The following is a 16,950-nucleotide window of genomic DNA, read 5'->3' as shown; positions in this document are numbered from 1 at the left end:
GTACGTGGGGGTCGTTATTTGCGCGGCTCCGCGGGTTGTTCTTCACCCTACTACAATCCGGGGGGCCCCCCGCCCGGACACACATCCGGGCGGGGGCACCGCTGGTGAGGCTCGTTACGTTGCCTCGGAGGCGCAGAGCCTTACGAGCCCTTACAGACCGAGGTCCACCTCGAACTCGCCGGCCTCCAGGATCGCCTTGACGGCCGTCAGGTAGCGGGCGGCGTCGGCGCCGTCCACCAGACGGTGGTCGTACGACAGCGACAGGTAGGTCATGTCGCGGATGCCGATGACCGTGCCCTCGGCGGTCTCGATGACGGCCGGACGCTTCACCGTGGCACCGATGCCCAGGATGGCGACCTGGTTCGGCGGGACGATGACGGTGTCGAACAGCGCACCGCGCGAACCGGTGTTGGAGATGGTGAAGGTGGCGCCGGCCAGGTCGTCCGGCGTGATCTTGCCGGCGCGGACGGCGCCCGCGAGCTCCGCGGTCTTCTTGGAGATACCGGCGATGTTGAGGTCGCCCGCACCCTTGATGACCGGGGTCATCAGACCCTTCTCGGAGTCCACCGCGATCCCGATGTTCTCGGAGTCGAAGTAGGTGATCGTGCCCTCGTCCTCGTTGATCCGGGCGTTGATGACCGGGTGGGCCTTCAGCGCCTGGGCCGCCGCCTTCACGAAGAACGGCATCGGGGAGAGCTTGACGCCCTCACGGGCGGCGAAGGAGTCCTTGGCACGGCCGCGCAGCTTCATCAGCTTGGTGATGTCGACCTCGACGACCGAGGTCAGCTGGGCCTGGCCGTGCAGCGCCTTCATCATGTTGTCGCCGATGACCTTGCGCATGCGGGTCATCTTGACGGTCTGACCGCGCAGCGGGGAGGCCTCGAGGGCCGGGGCCTTCGACGCGGCGGCCGGAGCGGCGGCGACGGGGGCCGGGGCGGCCTTCTTGGCCTCGGCGGCCGCGAGGACGTCCTGCTTGCGGATGCGGCCGCCGACGCCGGAGCCCTTGACGGACGCCAGGTCGACGCCGTTCTCGGTGGCGAGCTTGCGGACCAGCGGGGTCACGTAGGCGCCGTCCTCCGCCGGAGCGGCGGCCGGGGCCGGCGTGGCCGGGACCGGGGTGACCACGGCCGGCGCGATCGACGGCGCGGCCGGGGCGGCCGGAGCCTGCGCCGGGGCGGCGACGGGCGCGGCCGGGGCGACCGGCGCGGGGGCCGGGGCGGCCGGGGCCTCGGCGGCCGGGGCCTCGGCGACCGGCGCCGGAGCGGCGGCCGGCTCGGCGGCCGGGGCCGGGGCAGCGGCGGGGGCGCCGGTGCCGTCGTCGATGATGGCGAGCTCGGCGCCCACCTCGACGGTCTCGTCCTCGGCCACCTTGATGGAGGCGAGGATGCCGGAGGCGGGGGCGGGGATCTCGGTGTCGACCTTGTCGGTCGAGACCTCGAGCAGCGGCTCGTCAGCCTCGACGCGCTCGCCCTCGGCCTTGAGCCAGCGGGTGACGGTGCCCTCGGTGACGCTCTCGCCGAGCGCCGGCAGGGTTACGGAAACCGACATGGTTTCAGTTGCTCCTAACGAATTGCGGAAGTTGGTCGTCGCGCCCTGTTGTTGACGTGAGCGTCAGTCGTGTGCGTGCAGAGGCTTGCCGGCCAGGGCCAGGTGGGCCTCGCCGAGCGCCTCGTTCTGGGTCGGGTGGGCGTGGATGAGCTGCGCGACCTCGGACGGCAGCGCCTCCCAGTTGTAGATCAGCTGCGCCTCGCCGACCTGCTCGCCCATGCGGTCACCGACCATGTGGACGCCGACCACGGCACCGTCCTTGACCTGGACGAGCTTGATCTCGCCCGCGGTCTTCAGGATCTTGCTCTTGCCGTTGCCGCCGAGGTTGTACTTGAGGGCGACGACCTTGTCCGCGCCGTACAGCTCCTTGGCCTTGGCCTCGGTGATGCCGACGGAGGCGACCTCGGGGTGGCAGTACGTCACCCGCGGCACGCCGTCGTAGTCGATCGGGACGGTCTTCAGGCCGGCCAGCCGCTCCGCCACGAGGATGCCCTCGGCGAAGCCGACGTGCGCGAGCTGGAGGGTCGGGACCAGGTCGCCGACCGCGGAGACGGTGGGCACGTTGGTACGCATGTACTCGTCGACCAGGACGTAGCCGCGGTCCATCGCGACGCCCTGCTCCTCGTACCCGAGGCCGGCCGAGACCGGGCCGCGGCCGATGGCGACGAGCAGCACCTCGGCCTCGAAGGTCTTGCCGTCGGCGAGGGTGACCCTGACGCCGCTCTCGGTGTACTCGGCGCTCTGGAAGAAGGTGCCGAGGTTGAACTTGATGCCCCGCTTGCGGAAGGCGCGCTCCAGCAGCTTCGAGCTGTTCTCGTCCTCGACGGGGACGAGGTGCTTCATGCCCTCGATGACCGTCACGTCGGTGCCGAAGGACTTCCACGCGGAGGCGAACTCGACGCCGATCACACCGCCGCCGAGGATGATGGCGGACTGCGGCACACGGTCCAGGGTGAGGGCGTGGTCCGAGGTGATGACGCGGTTGCCGTCGATCTCCAGGCCGGGCAGGGACTTCGGCACGGAGCCGGTGGCGAGGAGGACGTGGCGGCCCTCGACCCGGCGTCCGTCGACGTCGACCGAGGTGGGGGAGGACAGGTGGCCGGTGCCCTCGATGTAGGTGACCTTGCGCGAGGCGACGAGACCCTGCAGACCCTTGTAGAGGCCCGCGATCACGTCGTCCTTGTACTTGTGCACGGCCTTGATGTCGATGCCGTCGAAGGAGGCCTTGACACCGAACTGCTCCGCCTCGCGCGCCTGGTCGGCGACCTCGCCGGCGTGGAGCAGGGCCTTCGTCGGGATGCAGCCGTTGTGCAGGCAGGTGCCGCCGAGCTTGTTCTTCTCGATGAGTGCGACGTCCAGGCCCAGCTGCGCTCCGCGCAGCGCCGCGGCGTAACCGCCGCTACCGCCGCCGAGGATCACTAGGTCGAAAACGGTGCTGGCGTCGTTCGCCACGTCACGTCCTCCATGCATGTGCGCTCGTCGCCGGTCGTCGATGACCCGGCGGCGGCTCCGGTGTCCGGCCGCATTATTTCGGCCCTGTGGTGGGGGCCCTGTCCTGCCGAGAACCCATCTTCGCACTTGTTGACGGATGGCGGGACGCGGGGCCGGTGGATGAGACCGGCCGATCCTCCGTGCGGGCGGTCGGCGGGGCGTACGAAGCTACGGATTTCGTCGTCGGCGAACAACGACGGAAGGCCCCGGGCGCGAACGCCCGGGGCCTCCCACCGGCGGGCTCAGAGCTCGCCGGCCGCCGTCAGCTCGGCGAGACGGACCAGGGTGCGGACCGAGGAGCCGGTGCCGCCCTTGGGGGTGTAGCCGTACGGGGCGCCCTCGTGGAAGGCCGGGCCCGCGATGTCCAGGTGGGCCCAGGTGATGCCCTCGCCCACGAACTCCTGCAGGAAGAGGCCGGCGATCAGGCCGCCGCCCATCCGGACGCCCATGTTGGCCATGTCGGCGGTGGGGGAGTCCATGGTCTTGCGGAGCTCGGCCGGGAGCGGCATCGGCCAGGACTGCTCGCCGACCTCGCCCGCGATCTCGTGGATCGCGGTCCGGTAGTCGTCGTCGTTGGCCATGATGCCGAAGGTGGAGGTGCCGAGCGCGAGGACCATGGCGCCGGTCAGGGTCGCCACGTCGACGATCGCGTCCGGGTGCTCCTCGGACGCCTTGGCGATCGCGTCGGCGAGGACGAGCCGGCCCTCGGCGTCGGTGTTGAGGACCTCGACGGTCTTGCCGCTGTACATGCGCAGGACGTCACCCGGGCGGGTGGCGGAGCCGGACGGCATGTTCTCGGCGAGGGCGAGCCAGCCCGTGACGTTGACCTCCAGGCCGAGGCGGGCCGCGGCGACGACGGCGGCGAACACGGCGGCGGCGCCGCTCATGTCGCACTTCATCGTCTCGTTGTGACCGGCCGGCTTGAGGGAGATGCCGCCCGAGTCGTAGGTGATGCCCTTGCCGACCAGGGCGAGGGACCTCTCCGCCTTCGGGTGGGTGTAGGCGATGCGGACCAGGCGCGGCGGGTTCACCGAGCCGATGCCGACGCCGAGGATGCCGCCGTAGCCGCCCTTGGCGAGCGCCTTCTCGTCGAGGACCTGGACCTTGAGGCCGTGCTCCTTGCCGGCCGCCTGGGCGGCGGCGGCGAAGGCGGCGGGGGTGAGGTCGTTCGGCGGGGTGTTGATCAGGTCGCGGGCGCGGTTGATCTCCTCGGCCACGGCCAGGGCGCGGTCCGCGGCGGCCTTGTGGGCCTTGTCACGCGGCTTGGCGCCGAGCAGCGCCACCTCGGCCAGCGGCTTCTTGCCGTCCTTCGCCTGCTCCTGGTAGGCGTCGAAGGAGTACGCGCCCAGCAGCGCGCCCTCCGCGATCGCGCCGGCGTCCTCGGCGGAGGCGACGGGCAGCGCGAACGCCGCCTTCTTCGAGCCGAAGAGGACACGGGCGGCGGTGCCGGCGGCGCGGCGCAGGGTCTCGGAGCCGTACGACTCGCCTTCCTCGGGGGCGGAGCCGAGGCCGACGGCGAGCACGAGGGGGGCCTTCAGGCCGGCGGGCGCGGGCAGCTTGGTCGCCTCACCCTCTCCACCCGAGGCACCCAGGGTCTCCAGGACGGCGGCGAGCCGGCCGTCGAACGCCTTGTCGACGGCCTCCGCGCCCGGGGCGACGACCAGCGTCTTCCCGGCCTTCGCGACACCGACGACGAGGGCGTCGGCACGCAGCGTCGCCGCTCCGGCAGTGCTGAGAGTGAGAGCAGTCACGGTGGTGAATTCTCGCTTCCATTGAGTTCTGTGGCGGTCGAGGGATGGGCCGACCGAGCCCGCCGCATCGTATTTCGGCCCGATGAGCGCCGAGAACGAGCCTACGCTCGCTCACCCGGTTCGCTCACCGCGGCTTCGATTCACTCATCCGAGGTGTCTCTTTCATGTTTGTCCTTCCGGCTGCCGCGCCGACGCCACACTCGCCTCATTCACGCAAGCGCGGCACTCACGCCTTCGCTTCATCTCCACAGGTCCCCCCGCGCCGGGGGCCCTGCCGAGGGGGGACACCACACCATGCACGCGAACAGATCCCGCATGCCCGCGGCCGCGCCGAGGAAGTCCGGAAAGCAGGGGGTGCCGCGCCGCGCGGGCCGCACCGCCGGGGCCCTCGCCGCCGCCGCGCTCCTCGCCACCGTGGTCCCGTCCGCGCAGGCCGCGGCCGCCCCGGCGCCCCGGATCGACCTCACCGTCCTGGTCGTCGACGACGGCGGCAGCGCGATCGAGGCCATCACCGCCGAGCTGAAGGGCTCCGGCGTCCCGTACCGCACCGTGGACCTGAACGACCCGAACCGCCCCGTCCTCACCCCGGCCTTCCTCAGCGACACGGTCGACGGCCGGCCCCGCGCCAGGTACCAGGGCGTCGTCCTGCCCCACGAGAGCGCCTTCGGCCCCGACTCCGCCGAGCACACCGCCCTCCAGACGTACGAGCGGAACTTCGGCATCCCGCAGGTCGACGCGTACACCTGGTCCCACCCCGGCGTGGGCCTCGACTACACCACCGAGGGCGGCTGGTCCGGCGTCCTCGACGGCGTCACCGCGGGCGTCACCCCGGCCGGGAAGTCCGGTCCCTTCGGCTACCTCGCCGGCAGCCTGGCCTTCGAGGACAACGACCCGGCGGTCTCCGAGAGCTACGGCTACGCGGGCCGCCCCCGGGCCGGCTTCACCAGCTACGTCGACATCCCCGTCGACGGCGGCCGGGCCAGCCTGGTCGGCGAGTACACCGCCGACGGGCGCCGCGAACTGGTCGTCACCTTCGCCTACAACCAGTACCAGCGGCAGTTCCGCGCCCTCTCCCGGGGCATCGTCGAATGGCTCACCCAGGGCGTCCACCTCGGCCAGTCCCGGAACTACCTCTCCGTCCACGTCGACGACGTCTTCGCCCCCGACGCCCGCTGGGACGCCGTGCGCGACTGCACCCCCGGCGACCTCGACTGCGTCGGCGGCGACGGGGAGGCGGAGAACCCCATCCGGATGACCGCCGCCGACGCCACCTACGCCGCCGCCTGGCAGAAGGCCTCCGGCTTCACCCTCGACATGGTCTACAACGGCGGCCAGGGCGAGCAGTGGAAGACCGAGCACGGCGGCACCGACCCGCTCGCCGCCCGGCTGATCGCCGACCGCGCCCAGTACCGCTGGATCAACCACACCTACACCCACCCCTTCCTCGGCTGCGTCCAGGACAACACCACCGTCCCCTGGCAGTGCGCGAAGAACGCCTCCGGCGCCACCCTCTGGGTGAGCCGCGCCGCGCTCTCCGCCCAGATCCGCGACAACGTCAACTGGGCCGTCGGCAAGGGCATCTCCGTCGACCGCTCCGAACTCGTCACCGGCGAGCACTCCGGCCTGAAGACCCTGCCCCAGCAGCCCGTCGACAACCCCAACCTCGCCGGCGCCCTCGCCGACAACGGCGTGAAGTGGACGGCGAGCGACAACTCCCGCGAGCCCCGCCAGCGGGCCGTCGGCGCCGCCAGGACCGTGCCCCGGCACCCCATGAACGTGTACTACAACGTCGGCACCGCCGCCGAGATGGCCGACGAGTACAACTGGATCTACACCTCCCGCGCCGACGGCGGCAGCGGCGCCTGCGAGGACAACCCGGCCTCCACCTGCCTGCCCGCGCCGCTCGACACGGCCACCGGCTACGCGGCGTACATCGTCCCGCAGGAGGCCCGCACCGCCCTCGGCCACGTCATCGCCAACGACCCCCGGCCGCACTACGTCCACCAGTCGAACCTGGCCGAGGAGCGCCTCCTCTACCCGGTCCTCGACCGGGTCCTCGCCGACTACCGGGCGCTCTTCGCCGGCAACACCCCGATCGTGAACCCCCGTCAGAAGGACGTCGGCACCGAGCTGGCCCGCCGCGACGCCTGGGACGCCGCCCTCGCCGCCGGCAAGGTCACCGCCTACCGCGTCGGCGACACGGTCACCGTCAAGGCGCCCTCCGGAGTCCAGGTCCCCGTCACCGCCCCCGAGGGCACCCGCAAGCAACTCCTCCTCGGCACCGCCGCCTTCGGCACCGCCTACGCCGGCAGCCGCTCCGCCTGGACCGCGCCCGAACTGCTCCAGACCGCCGTCACACTCCAGCTCCCGACCGCCTGACCAGCACGTTCTGGGGGGACACGCACATGCCGAGCAGTGGCCGTCACGTCACCATGCTCACCGAAGGCACCTACCCGCACGTCCACGGCGGCGTCAGCACCTGGTGCGACCAGCTCGTCCGGGGCATGCCCGAGGTCACCTTCGAGATCCTCGCCCTCACCGGCAGCGGCCGCGAACCCGTCACCTGGGAACTGCCGCCCAACATCGCCCGGCACACCGCGTTCCCCCTCTGGGGCCACCCGCGGGGACCGGCCGCGCCCACCCGGGCGCGCCGGCCCCCGCGGGGGCGCGAACGCCGCCGCTTCCTCGCCGCCTACGAGCACTTCCTGCTCGCCCTCCTCGACCCGGAGGCCGGCCACGACCTCGCCGGTCCCCTCTACGAGCTGGCCGCCCTCGCCCGCGACGGCCGGCTCACCCCGGCCCTGCGCTCCGAGGCGGCCCTCCGCTCCCTCATGTGGATCTGGACCATGCCGCACCTGCCGACGCGTGCGGCCGGGCCCACCGTCCACGACGCCCTCACCGCCACCGACCTGCTCGAACACGCCCTGCGGCCGCTCGGTGCCCGGATAGCCGACGGCAGCGTGGCGCACGCCGTCTCCAGCGGCCTCGCCACCCTGCCCGCGCTCGCCGCGCAGCACTTCGAAGGGGTGCCCTTCCTGCTCACCGAACACGGCATCTACCTCCGCGAGCGCTACCTCGGCTACCGCACCGAGGCCCAGCGCTGGCCCGTCAAGGCCCTCATGCTCGGCTTCTACCGCGAGCTCAACTCCCTGGGCTACCGCAAGGCCGACCTCATCACCCCCTGCAACCAGTACAACCGGCGCTGGGAGGAGCGCGGCGGAGCCCCCGCCGACCGCATCCGCACCGTCTACAACGGCGTCGACCCCGCCCTCTTCCCCGAGGCCGGCCCCGAGCCGGAGACCCCGACGCTGAGCTGGTGCGGCCGGGTCGACCCGATCAAGGACCTGGAGACCCTGATCCGGGCGTACGCGATCTCCCGCGCCGAACTCCCTGAGCTGAGGCTCCGCCTCTTCGGCCCCGTCCCCGCAGGCAACGAGGACTACCGCACCCTCCTGGAGAAGCTCGCCGCCGAACTCGGCGTCGCCGACGGCGTCTCCTTCGAGGGCCGCGTCTCCGACGTGCCCTCCGCCTACGCGGCCGGCAGCGTGGTGATGCTCTCCTCCATCAGCGAGGGCTTCCCCTTCTCCCTCATCGAGGCCATGTCCTGCGGCCGGGCCACCGTGTCGACGGACGTCGGAGGGGTGCGGGAGGCGGTCGGCGACGCCGGCGTCGTCGTCCCGCCCCGCGAACCGGCGGTCATGGCCGCCGCCGTCTCCGCGCTGCTGCGCGACGGCGGCCGCCGCGCCGAGCTCGGCCGGCAGGCCCGGCAGCGGGTCATCGACGAGTTCACCCTGCACCGCTCGGTCGACGGCTTCCGCCGCATCTACCGCGAACTCGCCGCCCCCCGCGGCCCCGTGCCGCCGCCCGCCGCCCCGCCGCTGCGCCTCAGCATCCCGTCCCCGCGCCGAGGCGCGCCCCGAGTCCCCGAAGGCACCCCGGCATGAGCGGCTCCCTCTGGCTGAAGCCCCCGACCACCACCCCGCCCCTGCCGGCCCCGCCCCGCCCGGCTCCCGCCCCGGACCCGGCCGCCGCCGTCCCGGACCCGGACCCGGCCGGTACCGCCCCGGACCCGCTCGACGCGCTCGCCGTCCGGCTGGACGCGTTCGTGGCGGCCGCCGTGCACCCGGACGAGATAGCCGCGCTGCTCGAATCGGACGGCATGACCGACGACCACATCCGGCTCGCCTACGGGCGGAACGATTCCTTCGAGCTCGCCGAGGACCTGTACGCGCGCGTGCGCCGGTGTCACCCCGAACCGCCCCCGCCGGACGGCGGCCCCGCCTGGGCCGAAGGGCTCGGCGGCTGCCTGCTGCGCGGTCTCGTCTTCGCCCTGCCCGGACTCGCCTACGTCCTCGCCGGACCGCTGCTCGCCGGACCACAGGGGCGGTACGGGCTGCCCGCCGGCACCGTCCCGCTGCTCGCCGGGGCCGTCACCGGCTGGGTCTGGAACCAGGCCCTCTCCCACCGCGCCTACACCTGGCTCGGCCTCGGCGACCGGGCCGCCGCCGCCCGCGCCCTGCTCGCCGGCGCCCCGGCCGGCGCGCTCGCCGGCACCGCCGTCGCCCTCTTCGCCGCCCGGGACGGCGAACTGCCCGCCGCCGTCTTCGCCGCCGGCCAGTCGCTCTACCTCGCCGCCGCCACCGTCCTGCTCGTCCTCGGCCGCGAACGGGCCCTGCTCGCCGCCCTGCTGCCGCTCCTCGGCGCCCTCCCGGCACTCCGCTGGGACCTGCCCGACCCTCTCCGCGTCGCCCTGCCGGGCCTCTCGCTCGCCGCCGCCTGCCTCGTCGCCGCCCGCGCGCTGCGACCCGGCGCAGGGCGCGGCGCCGCGGGGCGGGGCGGACCGCCGCTCGCGGCCTCGGTCCCGTACGGCCTCTTCGGCCTCGGCAGCGGTGTGCTCGTCCTCCACGCCGGGCTCGGCGACTCCCTGGCCACCGGCACCGGCGCGGTGATCGCGCTCACCCTCTCCATGGGGCCCGCCGAATGGCTCCTGCACCGCTTCCGGGGCGCCGGCCTCACCCGGCTGCGCACCCTCACCACCGCCCGCGAGTTCCGCCGTGCCGTCACCGGCACCCTGGTCCTCTGCCTCGGCGGCTACCTCACCGTGCTGCTCGCCCTCACCCTCGCCGCGACCCTGCTCTGGCCCGACACCCCCTGGCCCACCCCGGCCCGGCTGCTCGCCCTCCTCCTCATCGGCACCGTCCTCTGGCTGGGACTCCTCCTCCAGGCCTTCGGCGCCGTCACCGCCGCCGCCGCGGTCTGTCTGCTGGCCGCCGCCGCGCAGACCCTCGAACCGGCGGCGGGCCCGCTCGCCGCCGGGGGAGCGGCGGCCGTGCTGGCCGTCCTCAGCCGTGTTCTGCTGGTACGACCGACCGCCCACCGCCTCTAGGAGGCACCGCACGTGCAACGCTCCCTCCTGGTGCCCTTCTACGAGCACCCCACCGACCGCCCCGAGGGCTGGGCGGCCCTGGTCGCGGCCGCGCCGACGCTCCACGGCGTCGTCCTCAACCCGGCGAACGGCGCCGGCGAGGCCCCCGACCCGGCCTTCGCCGAGGCCGCCGGGCGACTGCGCGCCGCGGGTGTGCGGATCCTCGGCTACGCGGACACCGCCTACGGCCGCCGCCCGCACGCCGAGGTCGTCGCCGACCTGCTCCGCCACCGCGACTGGTACGGCGCCGACGGGGCCTTCCTCGACCAGGTCGCGACCGCGCCCGACGCCCTGCCGCACTACCGGCGGCTCGCGGTCGCCGCCCGTGCCGCCGGCGCCGCGACCCTCGTCCTCAACCACGGCGCCCACCCCGACGAGGGGTACGCCGAACTGGCCGACCTGCTGGTCACCTTCGAGGGTCCCTGGGACACCTACCGCACCCTCGACCTGCCGGCCGCCCCGCACCACTGCCACCTCGTCTACGCGGCCCCGCCCGGCTTCCGCCCCGCGACCGGGATCCACTGCGCGGTGCCGGGGACGGGCGCCCACCCCTGGGGCACCCTGCCGCACGAGATCCCGGAGCCCGCCCGATGAGACGCCCGCCGCTCCTCCTCGCGGTCCTGCTGCTGCTCGCCACCGCCTGCACCACGGGCCCGGGCCCCGACCCCAAGCCGGACGGCACGCGCTGGCGCCCGACGGCCGGCCTCGCCTGGCAGTGGCAGCTCAGCGGGAAGCTGGACCCGACCGTCGACGTCCCGGTCTACGACATCGACGGCTTCGACCACCCGGCCGGGACCGTCGCCGACCTGCACCGCCGCGGCCGCAAGGTGATCTGCTACCTCTCCACCGGCGCCTGGGAGGACTTCCGCCCCGACGCGGCCCGCTTCCCGGAGTCCGTCCTCGGCGAGGGCAACGGCTGGGACGGCGAACGCTGGCTCGACATCCGTCGCACCGACGTCCTCGAACCCCTCATGGCGGAGCGGATCGACATGTGCCGCGCCAAGGGCTTCGACGCGGTGGAGCCGGACAACATGGACGGCTACCGCAACCGCACCGGCTTCCCCCTCACCGCCGCCGACCAGCTCCGCTACAACCGCCTGATCGCCCGCCTCGCCCACGAACGCGGCCTGGCCGTCGGCCTCAAGAACGACCTGGACCAGATCCCCCAGCTCCTCCCCGACTTCGACTTCGCGGTCAACGAGCAGTGCGCCGAGTACGACGAGTGCCACCGCCTGGCGCCCTTCACCGCCGCGGACAAGCCCGTCTTCCACGCCGAGTACGAACTGACCCCCGATCAGTTCTGCGCGGAGGCCCGCGAACTGAGACTGAGCTCGATGCAGAAGAAGTACGGACTCGGCGCCTGGCGCCGACCCTGCTAGGCGTCGCGAGCCGGGCGGGATCAGGAAGGGACGGCCTGGGACACCACGAAGCAGGTGACCCGGCCCTCGTGCAGGTCCGCCCACTCCGCGGGGGTCGACCACGCGCGCCGGCTCCCGGGCCCGCTCCGGTCGGCGCACGCCCGTTCGGCGCGCTCCCGGGCGGCGTCCCGCCCCGGGTGGACGGCGCCCAGCGTGTGCTGCCCGGTGATCCTGCCGTCGTGGGGGCTGCCGCAGGGCACGCGGGTCACCAGCCGGCGGTGCCGCATCCCCGTGTCGAAGTCCACGCACTCCCCGACGGCGGCCTCGTGGAGCGGGACGACCGACCGGGCGGCGTCCAGCACCGGCCCGTCCGGGGTGGCGCCGGCGGCGGGCCGGGGCGCGCCGAAGCCGCTCAGGGTCAGGTCGACCCGGAGCCCGGTCACCCCCGCGAGCGCGCTGTCCTCCTCGGCGGAGAGCACGGCGGCGAGGTCGGCCCGGGCCCGGGTGATCCTGCCCTCGCCGTCGACGTCGACGGTCACCGGGACGGGCGCGCCGGGGGAGCCCGCGAAGAGCGGCTGCGGCGCGAACTCGGTGCGCAGGTCCTCCGGGAAGAGGGACATGGCCTGGGCGAGCGGGAAGTCCGCGCGGTAGGTCCGGCCGCCGTCCGGGCGGGCCGCGCCCCCGGCCTTCGGCCGCACGGCGCTCAGCACCTCCAGGAGCGTGCCGCCGACGGCGCTCTCGGTGCCCCGCAGCAGGCTGACCGCGTCGATGCCCCGGAGCGGCTCGATGTCGCCCTGGTAGCGCAGCCAGTACCCGGCGGAGCCGGCGCGGTAGTGGATGGCGCGGGTGTCGACGGTGTACCGCCCCCGGTCCGCGCCGCTCTCCAGCGCGGCCAGGCTGCCGAGGAGGGTGTCCCGCGCGGGCCGGGGGAAGCCGGCGTCGATCCGCCAGCCGCTGGAGGCCTCGCCGCGCGCGTCGGCGAAGTCCACCCGGCCGGTGACGGTCTGGACGGCGGTGGCCCGGCCGGTGGTGAAGGTGACGGTCTGCCGGAGGGTGGCGCCCCCGGTGTCCTGGGTGTGCCGGAGGGCGAGGAGCACCTGCCGGGCCGGCGGCGCGGAGAAGACGGGGTGGGCGGTGGGCGGTGCTTCGGCGCCTCCGCCGGACCCGGTGCAGGCGCTCAGGAGCAGGGCGGCGACGGCGGCGAGCGCGGCGGAGCGGAGGGCGGGACGGCTTCTGTTCACGTCCTCATGACTCGGGGGCGGGGGAGTCGGTTGCCCGCCGGAGGGTCACGAAGTGGTCAACGGGCGGTCAGCCCAGCGTCAGCGCCACCAGCGTGGCCGTCGCCGCCGTCTCCTCCACGGCTCCGAAGACGTCGCCGGTCACACCGCCGAAGCGGCGGACGCACCGGCGGAGGAGGAGGGCCGCGGCGGCCAGGCCCGCGCCCGCGGCGAGGACGGCGTGGACGGCGTCGTACGGGGAGAGGAGGAGGCCCGTGCCGGCGGCGAGGAGGAGGACGGCGGCGGTGCAGAGGGTCGCGGAGCGGACCGGCACCGTGGCGGCGACGATCGCGCCGAGGCCCTCGGGCCGTGCCGCGGGGACACCGTGCCGGGAGGCGTGGGTGAGGGCGAGCCGGGCGACCGTGGCGGCGAGCGCGATGGCGACCGCGCCGTGCGCCCAGCCCTCCCCGTACAGCTCGTAGAGGGCCGCGACCTGCGCGAGCAGGGCGAGGACGAGGGTGATGACGCCGAACGGCCCGATGTCGGACTGCTTCATGATGCGCAGCGCGTCCTCGGCCGGCTTGGCGCTGCCGAGGCCGTCGGCGGTGTCGGCGAGGCCGTCGAGGTGGAGGCCCCGGGTGAGCACGGCGGGGACGGCGACGGTGACGACCGCGGCGGTCAGCGGCCCGGAGCCGAGCGGCAGGAGCACTCCGCCGGCCGCCGCGGCGGCCAGGCCGACGACGAGTCCGGCGACCGGTGCGCAGAGCATGCCGGCGCGCGCCGCGTCCCGGTCCCAGCGGGTGATGCGGGCGGGGAACACGGTGAGGGTCCCGAAGGCGAAACGCAGGCCGTCCATCCGGGCAGGGTAATCGTCGGGCCGGGACGGTAGATTGCGCCTATCGGACAAGAGCCGCATTTCAGAACGGGGTGGCATGGGTCACTGGTTCTCCCGCAACATCCTGGAGCCGGGGAAGCTGCCGATGCTCCTCGCGCTGACCTCGTTCGTCCTGACCTTCCTGGTCACCCGGACGGTCACCCGGCTGATCCGCGCCGGGAAGGGCCCGTTCCGAAACGTCTCCTCGGGCGGGCTCCACATCCATCACGTCGTGCCCGGCGTGGTCCTCACCGTGCTCGGCGGATTCGGCGCGGTCGCCAGCGGCCGGCACGGCTTCGGCGCGGCGGCCTTCGCCGTCGTCTTCGGGATCGGCGCCGGTCTCGTCCTCGACGAGTTCGCGCTCATCCTCCATCTGGACGACGTGTACTGGTCGGAGGAGGGCCGGCAGAGCGTGGAGGTCGTCGTCCTCACCGCCGCCCTCATGCTGCTGCCGCTCAGCGGCTTCTCCCCGCTCGGCGTCGACGACGTCACCGCGGAGGAGCGGCAGGACCGGGTGGGCTTCATCCTCACCCTGGTCCTGAACTTCCTCCTCATCCTGGTCGCCCTGGTCAAGGGCAAGCTGCGGATGGCCCTCATCGGGGTCTTCGTGCCGTTCGTGGCGATCGTCGGGGCCGTCCGGCTGGCCCGCCCCGGCTCCTGGTGGTGGCGGCGCCTCTACCGGCGGCGCCACCGGGCACGCGCGCGCGGCACGATCCGCGCCTACCGGCACGACAAGCGGTGGACCCGGGTGCGGCGGAAGGTTCAGGACCTGATCGGCGGCTTCCAGGAGCGGGTCCCGGGCCGGGGGTCCGGCACCCCCTGACCCCGCTCCCGCCAGGCCCGGAAGGCCATGAGCGCGAGCACGCCCACGATGGCCGCCAGGTGCTCCTTGCCCGCGAGGTTCGGCTTGACGACCACCTCGACCACCATCGCCACCACCACGGCGGCGCCCGTCCAGTACGCCCGCTGCCGCCAGCACACGTAGACGGCGAGACCGACCACGGCCGCCGACGGGCCGGTGTCCACCACCTGCGCGTCGGAGGCCGGGAGGCCGAAGGGGGTGCCGGGGCCCAGGGCGATGCCCACGCGCGCGTACAGGGTCCCGCAGAGCGTCGCCAGGTACGCGATCCCCAGCGTCCGCCACCGCCCGAGGCACAGCTCCGCGACGCCGAAGACCAGCAGGACCTGGGCGAGCGCGCCCCAGACGGGCAGGTCGAGCGCGGGGACGAAGAGCGAGAGCGGGGTGCGCAGCAGGGCGAGCCACAGCGGGTCCTCGGCCCGTACGGCGCCGATCGCCCGCACCGGCCCGTACCCCCGCTCCTGGTTCTGCGCGAAGTGGAGGAACGCGGTGAGGCAGACCGCCGTGAGGGTCAGCGGCACGGCCCTCCACCGCCGGGCCGCCGCCTCCCGCCGCAGCGTGGCGAGCAGCGGCCCCCACTCGCGCCGGGCGAACCGCCGTACCGAGGGGCTCAACGCCCGCCCGCCAGGTGCTTGCGGTGCATCCACTTCGGCAGCCCGGGGGCCTCCAGGAAGCCCTCGGCACGGCCGGCGGACAGTCCGATGCGCGGCAGGTCGGCGCTCTTCTCGAAGAGCATGAAGCGCGGCTCCCAGATCGGTCGGTACTTGGCGTTGGCGCGGTACAGCGACTCGATCTGCCACCAGCGGGAGAAGAAGCTGAGCAGCGAGCGCCACAGCCTCAGCACCGGTCCGGCGCCGAGCTTCGAGCCGCGTTCGAAGACGGAGCGGAACATCGCGAAGTTCAGTGAGACCTGAGTGATCCCGATCTCCTTCGCCCGCTGGAGGAGCTCGATCACCATGAACTCCATCAGCCCGTTCTCGGAGTCCCGGTCACGCCGCATCAGGTCGAGCGAGAGCCCCTTCGGCCCCCACGGCACGAAGGAGAGCAGCGCCCGCAGCTCCCCCGTGTCGTCGCTGCACTCCAGCATCACGCAGCGCCCGTCGCGGGGGTCCCCGAGCCGGCCGAGGGCCATCGAGAAGCCGCGCTCGGTGGCCCCGTCCCGCCAGTCGTCGGCCTTGCGCAGCAGCGCGGCCATCTCCTCGGCGGGGATCTCCTCGTGGCGCCGGATCCGGACCTCGTACCCGGCCCTCTTGACCCGGTTGTACGCCTGCCGGACGGTCCGCATCGCCCGCCCGTCGAGGGTGAACTCGTCGGTCTCCACGATCGCCTCGTCGCCCAGCTCCAGGGCGTCCAGGCCGTGCCGGGCGTAGACCACCCCGGCCTCCTCGCTCGCGCCCATGACCGCGGGGATCCAGCCGTGCTCCCGCGCCTGGGCGAGCCACGGCTCGATCGCGCCCGGCCACGCCTCGGGGTCGCCGATGGGGTCGCCGGAGGCGAGCGAGACCCCGCCCACCACCCGGTAGGCGACGGCGGCCTTCTCGCTCGGCGACCAGATGACGCTCTTCTCGCGGCGCAGCGCGAAGTAGCCGAGCGAGTCCCGGTCCCCGTGCTTGTCGAGCAGCGCCCGCAGTCCCTCCTCGTCCGTCTCGGTCAGCGGGTCGACCGCCCGGCGGGAGCGGAAGGCGGCGAAGAGCACCGCGAAGAGCAGCAGCGTGGACATCACGTTGATGGCCACGTCCACCCAGCCCGGGGTGGCGATGCCGGCGAAGCGGCTGTCGTCGGCGGCCAGCGTGATCAGCCGCATCACGCCGTACCGCCAGCGCTCCAGGAAGGTGGAGTGCCCCTCGGCCGTGTTCGTGACGGTCACCAGGAGGGCGGCGAGCAGCGAGGTGACGAGCAGTCCGCCGACGGCGACGACCGCCGCGAGCAGCGGGTTGGAGCGGTCCCCCTTCGCGTAGAACTCCTTGCGGCCGAGGAGCAGGGCGGTGAGGAAGGCCGCGGTCAGGGCCAGCGAGATCCAGTTCTGGGCGTGCTGCCGGACCTCGGGGAAGAGCATCACCAGGGCGAAGAGCAGCAGGAAGAGCCCGCTCAGCACGGTGTTGAGGATCCAGGCGGCCCGCTTGCGGCGGCGCATGGTGATCGCGAGGAAGAGGGTGAAGACGCCGGAGGCGAAGCCGGCCGTCAGCATGTACGGCGTGAAGTAGTCGTCCTCGTTGTGCCGCCGCAGGTCCTGCCCGAAGGAGACCCAGACGGCACTCAGGAAGTTGATGAACGTGACGACGCGGAGGTACCAGACGGCGAACGCGGCACTCCGCCGCGAGCGGTCGGTGCCCCGGGGCGTTCCTTCGGCGGACAAACGGACCTCTCCCATGAAAAGCGATCATATGGGGCACCGCTTGCCATGCGGCGACGCCGGAGGCGGCCGCC

13 protein-coding genes are annotated in these 16,950 nt (G+C 73.7%); 6 read left to right on the top strand and 7 right to left on the bottom strand.

From position 1 onward, the window contains the following. Positions 1–150: 150 nt before the first annotated feature. The 3 genes from sucB to ACFQ8C_RS32885 form a co-directional block, all read right to left on the bottom strand. The gene (gene sucB, locus ACFQ8C_RS32895) at positions 151–1,548 is read right to left on the bottom strand and encodes a 2-oxoglutarate dehydrogenase, E2 component, dihydrolipoamide succinyltransferase (protein WP_383464911.1); all 1,398 of its coding nucleotides are present in this window, start codon (positions 1,546–1,548) and stop codon (positions 151–153) included. A gap of 63 nt (positions 1,549–1,611) precedes the next feature. Continuing rightward, positions 1,612–3,000 (bottom strand): dihydrolipoyl dehydrogenase, encoded by a 1,389-nt coding sequence (lpdA, locus tag ACFQ8C_RS32890; protein WP_383464908.1) that lies wholly within the window; start codon positions 2,998–3,000, stop codon positions 1,612–1,614. A 281-nt stretch (positions 3,001–3,281) separates the two neighbouring features. Then, positions 3,282–4,790: a leucyl aminopeptidase gene (locus ACFQ8C_RS32885; RefSeq protein ID WP_383464906.1), complete on the bottom strand. Its 1,509-nt coding sequence runs from the start codon at positions 4,788–4,790 to the stop codon at positions 3,282–3,284. Positions 4,791–5,084: 294 nt separating this feature from the next. Between ACFQ8C_RS32885 and ACFQ8C_RS32880 the strand changes: the two genes are divergently transcribed. The 5 genes from ACFQ8C_RS32880 to ACFQ8C_RS32860 are packed head-to-tail and all read left to right on the top strand — an operon-like array spanning position 5,085 to position 11,594. Further along, on the top strand, positions 5,085–7,169 hold the full coding sequence (locus tag ACFQ8C_RS32880) for a hypothetical protein (RefSeq protein WP_383464903.1): 2,085 nt from the start codon (positions 5,085–5,087) through the stop codon (positions 7,167–7,169). A 26-nt stretch (positions 7,170–7,195) separates the two neighbouring features. Continuing rightward, the gene (pelF, locus tag ACFQ8C_RS32875) at positions 7,196–8,734 is read left to right on the top strand and encodes a GT4 family glycosyltransferase PelF (RefSeq protein ID WP_383464900.1); all 1,539 of its coding nucleotides are present in this window, start codon (positions 7,196–7,198) and stop codon (positions 8,732–8,734) included. Further along, positions 8,731–10,176, top strand: coding sequence for a hypothetical protein (locus ACFQ8C_RS32870; protein ID WP_383464897.1), 1,446 nt, complete (start codon positions 8,731–8,733; stop codon positions 10,174–10,176). The genes pelF and ACFQ8C_RS32870 overlap by 4 nt, the downstream gene beginning before the upstream one ends. A gap of 12 nt (positions 10,177–10,188) precedes the next feature. Next, positions 10,189–10,809, top strand: a complete 621-nt coding sequence (locus ACFQ8C_RS32865; RefSeq protein ID WP_383464895.1) for a spherulation-specific family 4 protein — start codon at positions 10,189–10,191, stop codon at positions 10,807–10,809. Continuing rightward, a complete protein-coding gene (locus ACFQ8C_RS32860; protein ID WP_383464892.1) occupies positions 10,806–11,594 on the top strand; it encodes an endo alpha-1,4 polygalactosaminidase in 789 nt (262 codons plus the stop codon). Before ACFQ8C_RS32865 ends, ACFQ8C_RS32860 begins: the two co-directional genes overlap by 4 nt. Positions 11,595–11,614: 20 nt before the next feature. Here the strand turns inward: ACFQ8C_RS32860 and ACFQ8C_RS32855 are convergent, their stop codons facing one another. Next, positions 11,615–12,814: a hypothetical protein gene (locus tag ACFQ8C_RS32855; RefSeq protein WP_383464889.1), complete on the bottom strand. Its 1,200-nt coding sequence runs from the start codon at positions 12,812–12,814 to the stop codon at positions 11,615–11,617. 67 nt (positions 12,815–12,881) lie between these two features. Next, positions 12,882–13,646 carry an adenosylcobinamide-GDP ribazoletransferase gene (locus tag ACFQ8C_RS32850; RefSeq protein WP_383464887.1) on the bottom strand — a complete coding sequence of 255 codons (765 nt, stop codon included), beginning with the start codon at positions 13,644–13,646 and terminating at the stop codon, positions 12,882–12,884. A gap of 76 nt (positions 13,647–13,722) precedes the next feature. Between ACFQ8C_RS32850 and ACFQ8C_RS32845 the strand changes: the two genes are divergently transcribed. Then, positions 13,723–14,487: a hypothetical protein gene (locus ACFQ8C_RS32845; protein WP_383464884.1), complete on the top strand. Its 765-nt coding sequence runs from the start codon at positions 13,723–13,725 to the stop codon at positions 14,485–14,487. On the opposite strand, the gene ACFQ8C_RS32840 is transcribed toward ACFQ8C_RS32845, so the two are convergent. Continuing rightward, positions 14,427–15,137, bottom strand: a complete 711-nt coding sequence (locus ACFQ8C_RS32840; protein ID WP_383464882.1) for a hypothetical protein — start codon at positions 15,135–15,137, stop codon at positions 14,427–14,429. The genes ACFQ8C_RS32845 and ACFQ8C_RS32840 overlap by 61 nt on opposite strands. Beyond that, positions 15,134–16,894: a phosphatidylglycerol lysyltransferase domain-containing protein gene (locus tag ACFQ8C_RS32835; RefSeq protein ID WP_383464879.1), complete on the bottom strand. Its 1,761-nt coding sequence runs from the start codon at positions 16,892–16,894 to the stop codon at positions 15,134–15,136. Before ACFQ8C_RS32835 ends, ACFQ8C_RS32840 begins: the two co-directional genes overlap by 4 nt. Positions 16,895–16,950: the final 56 nt, after the last annotated feature.

This window comes from Streptomyces sp. NPDC056503, from assembly GCF_042794995.1.
In the GTDB taxonomy this organism is placed as follows: Bacteria; Actinomycetota; Actinomycetes; order Streptomycetales; family Streptomycetaceae; genus Streptomyces.
Note: the sequence above shows the minus strand (reverse complement) of the source record. Positions and strands in the feature narration are given on the sequence as shown.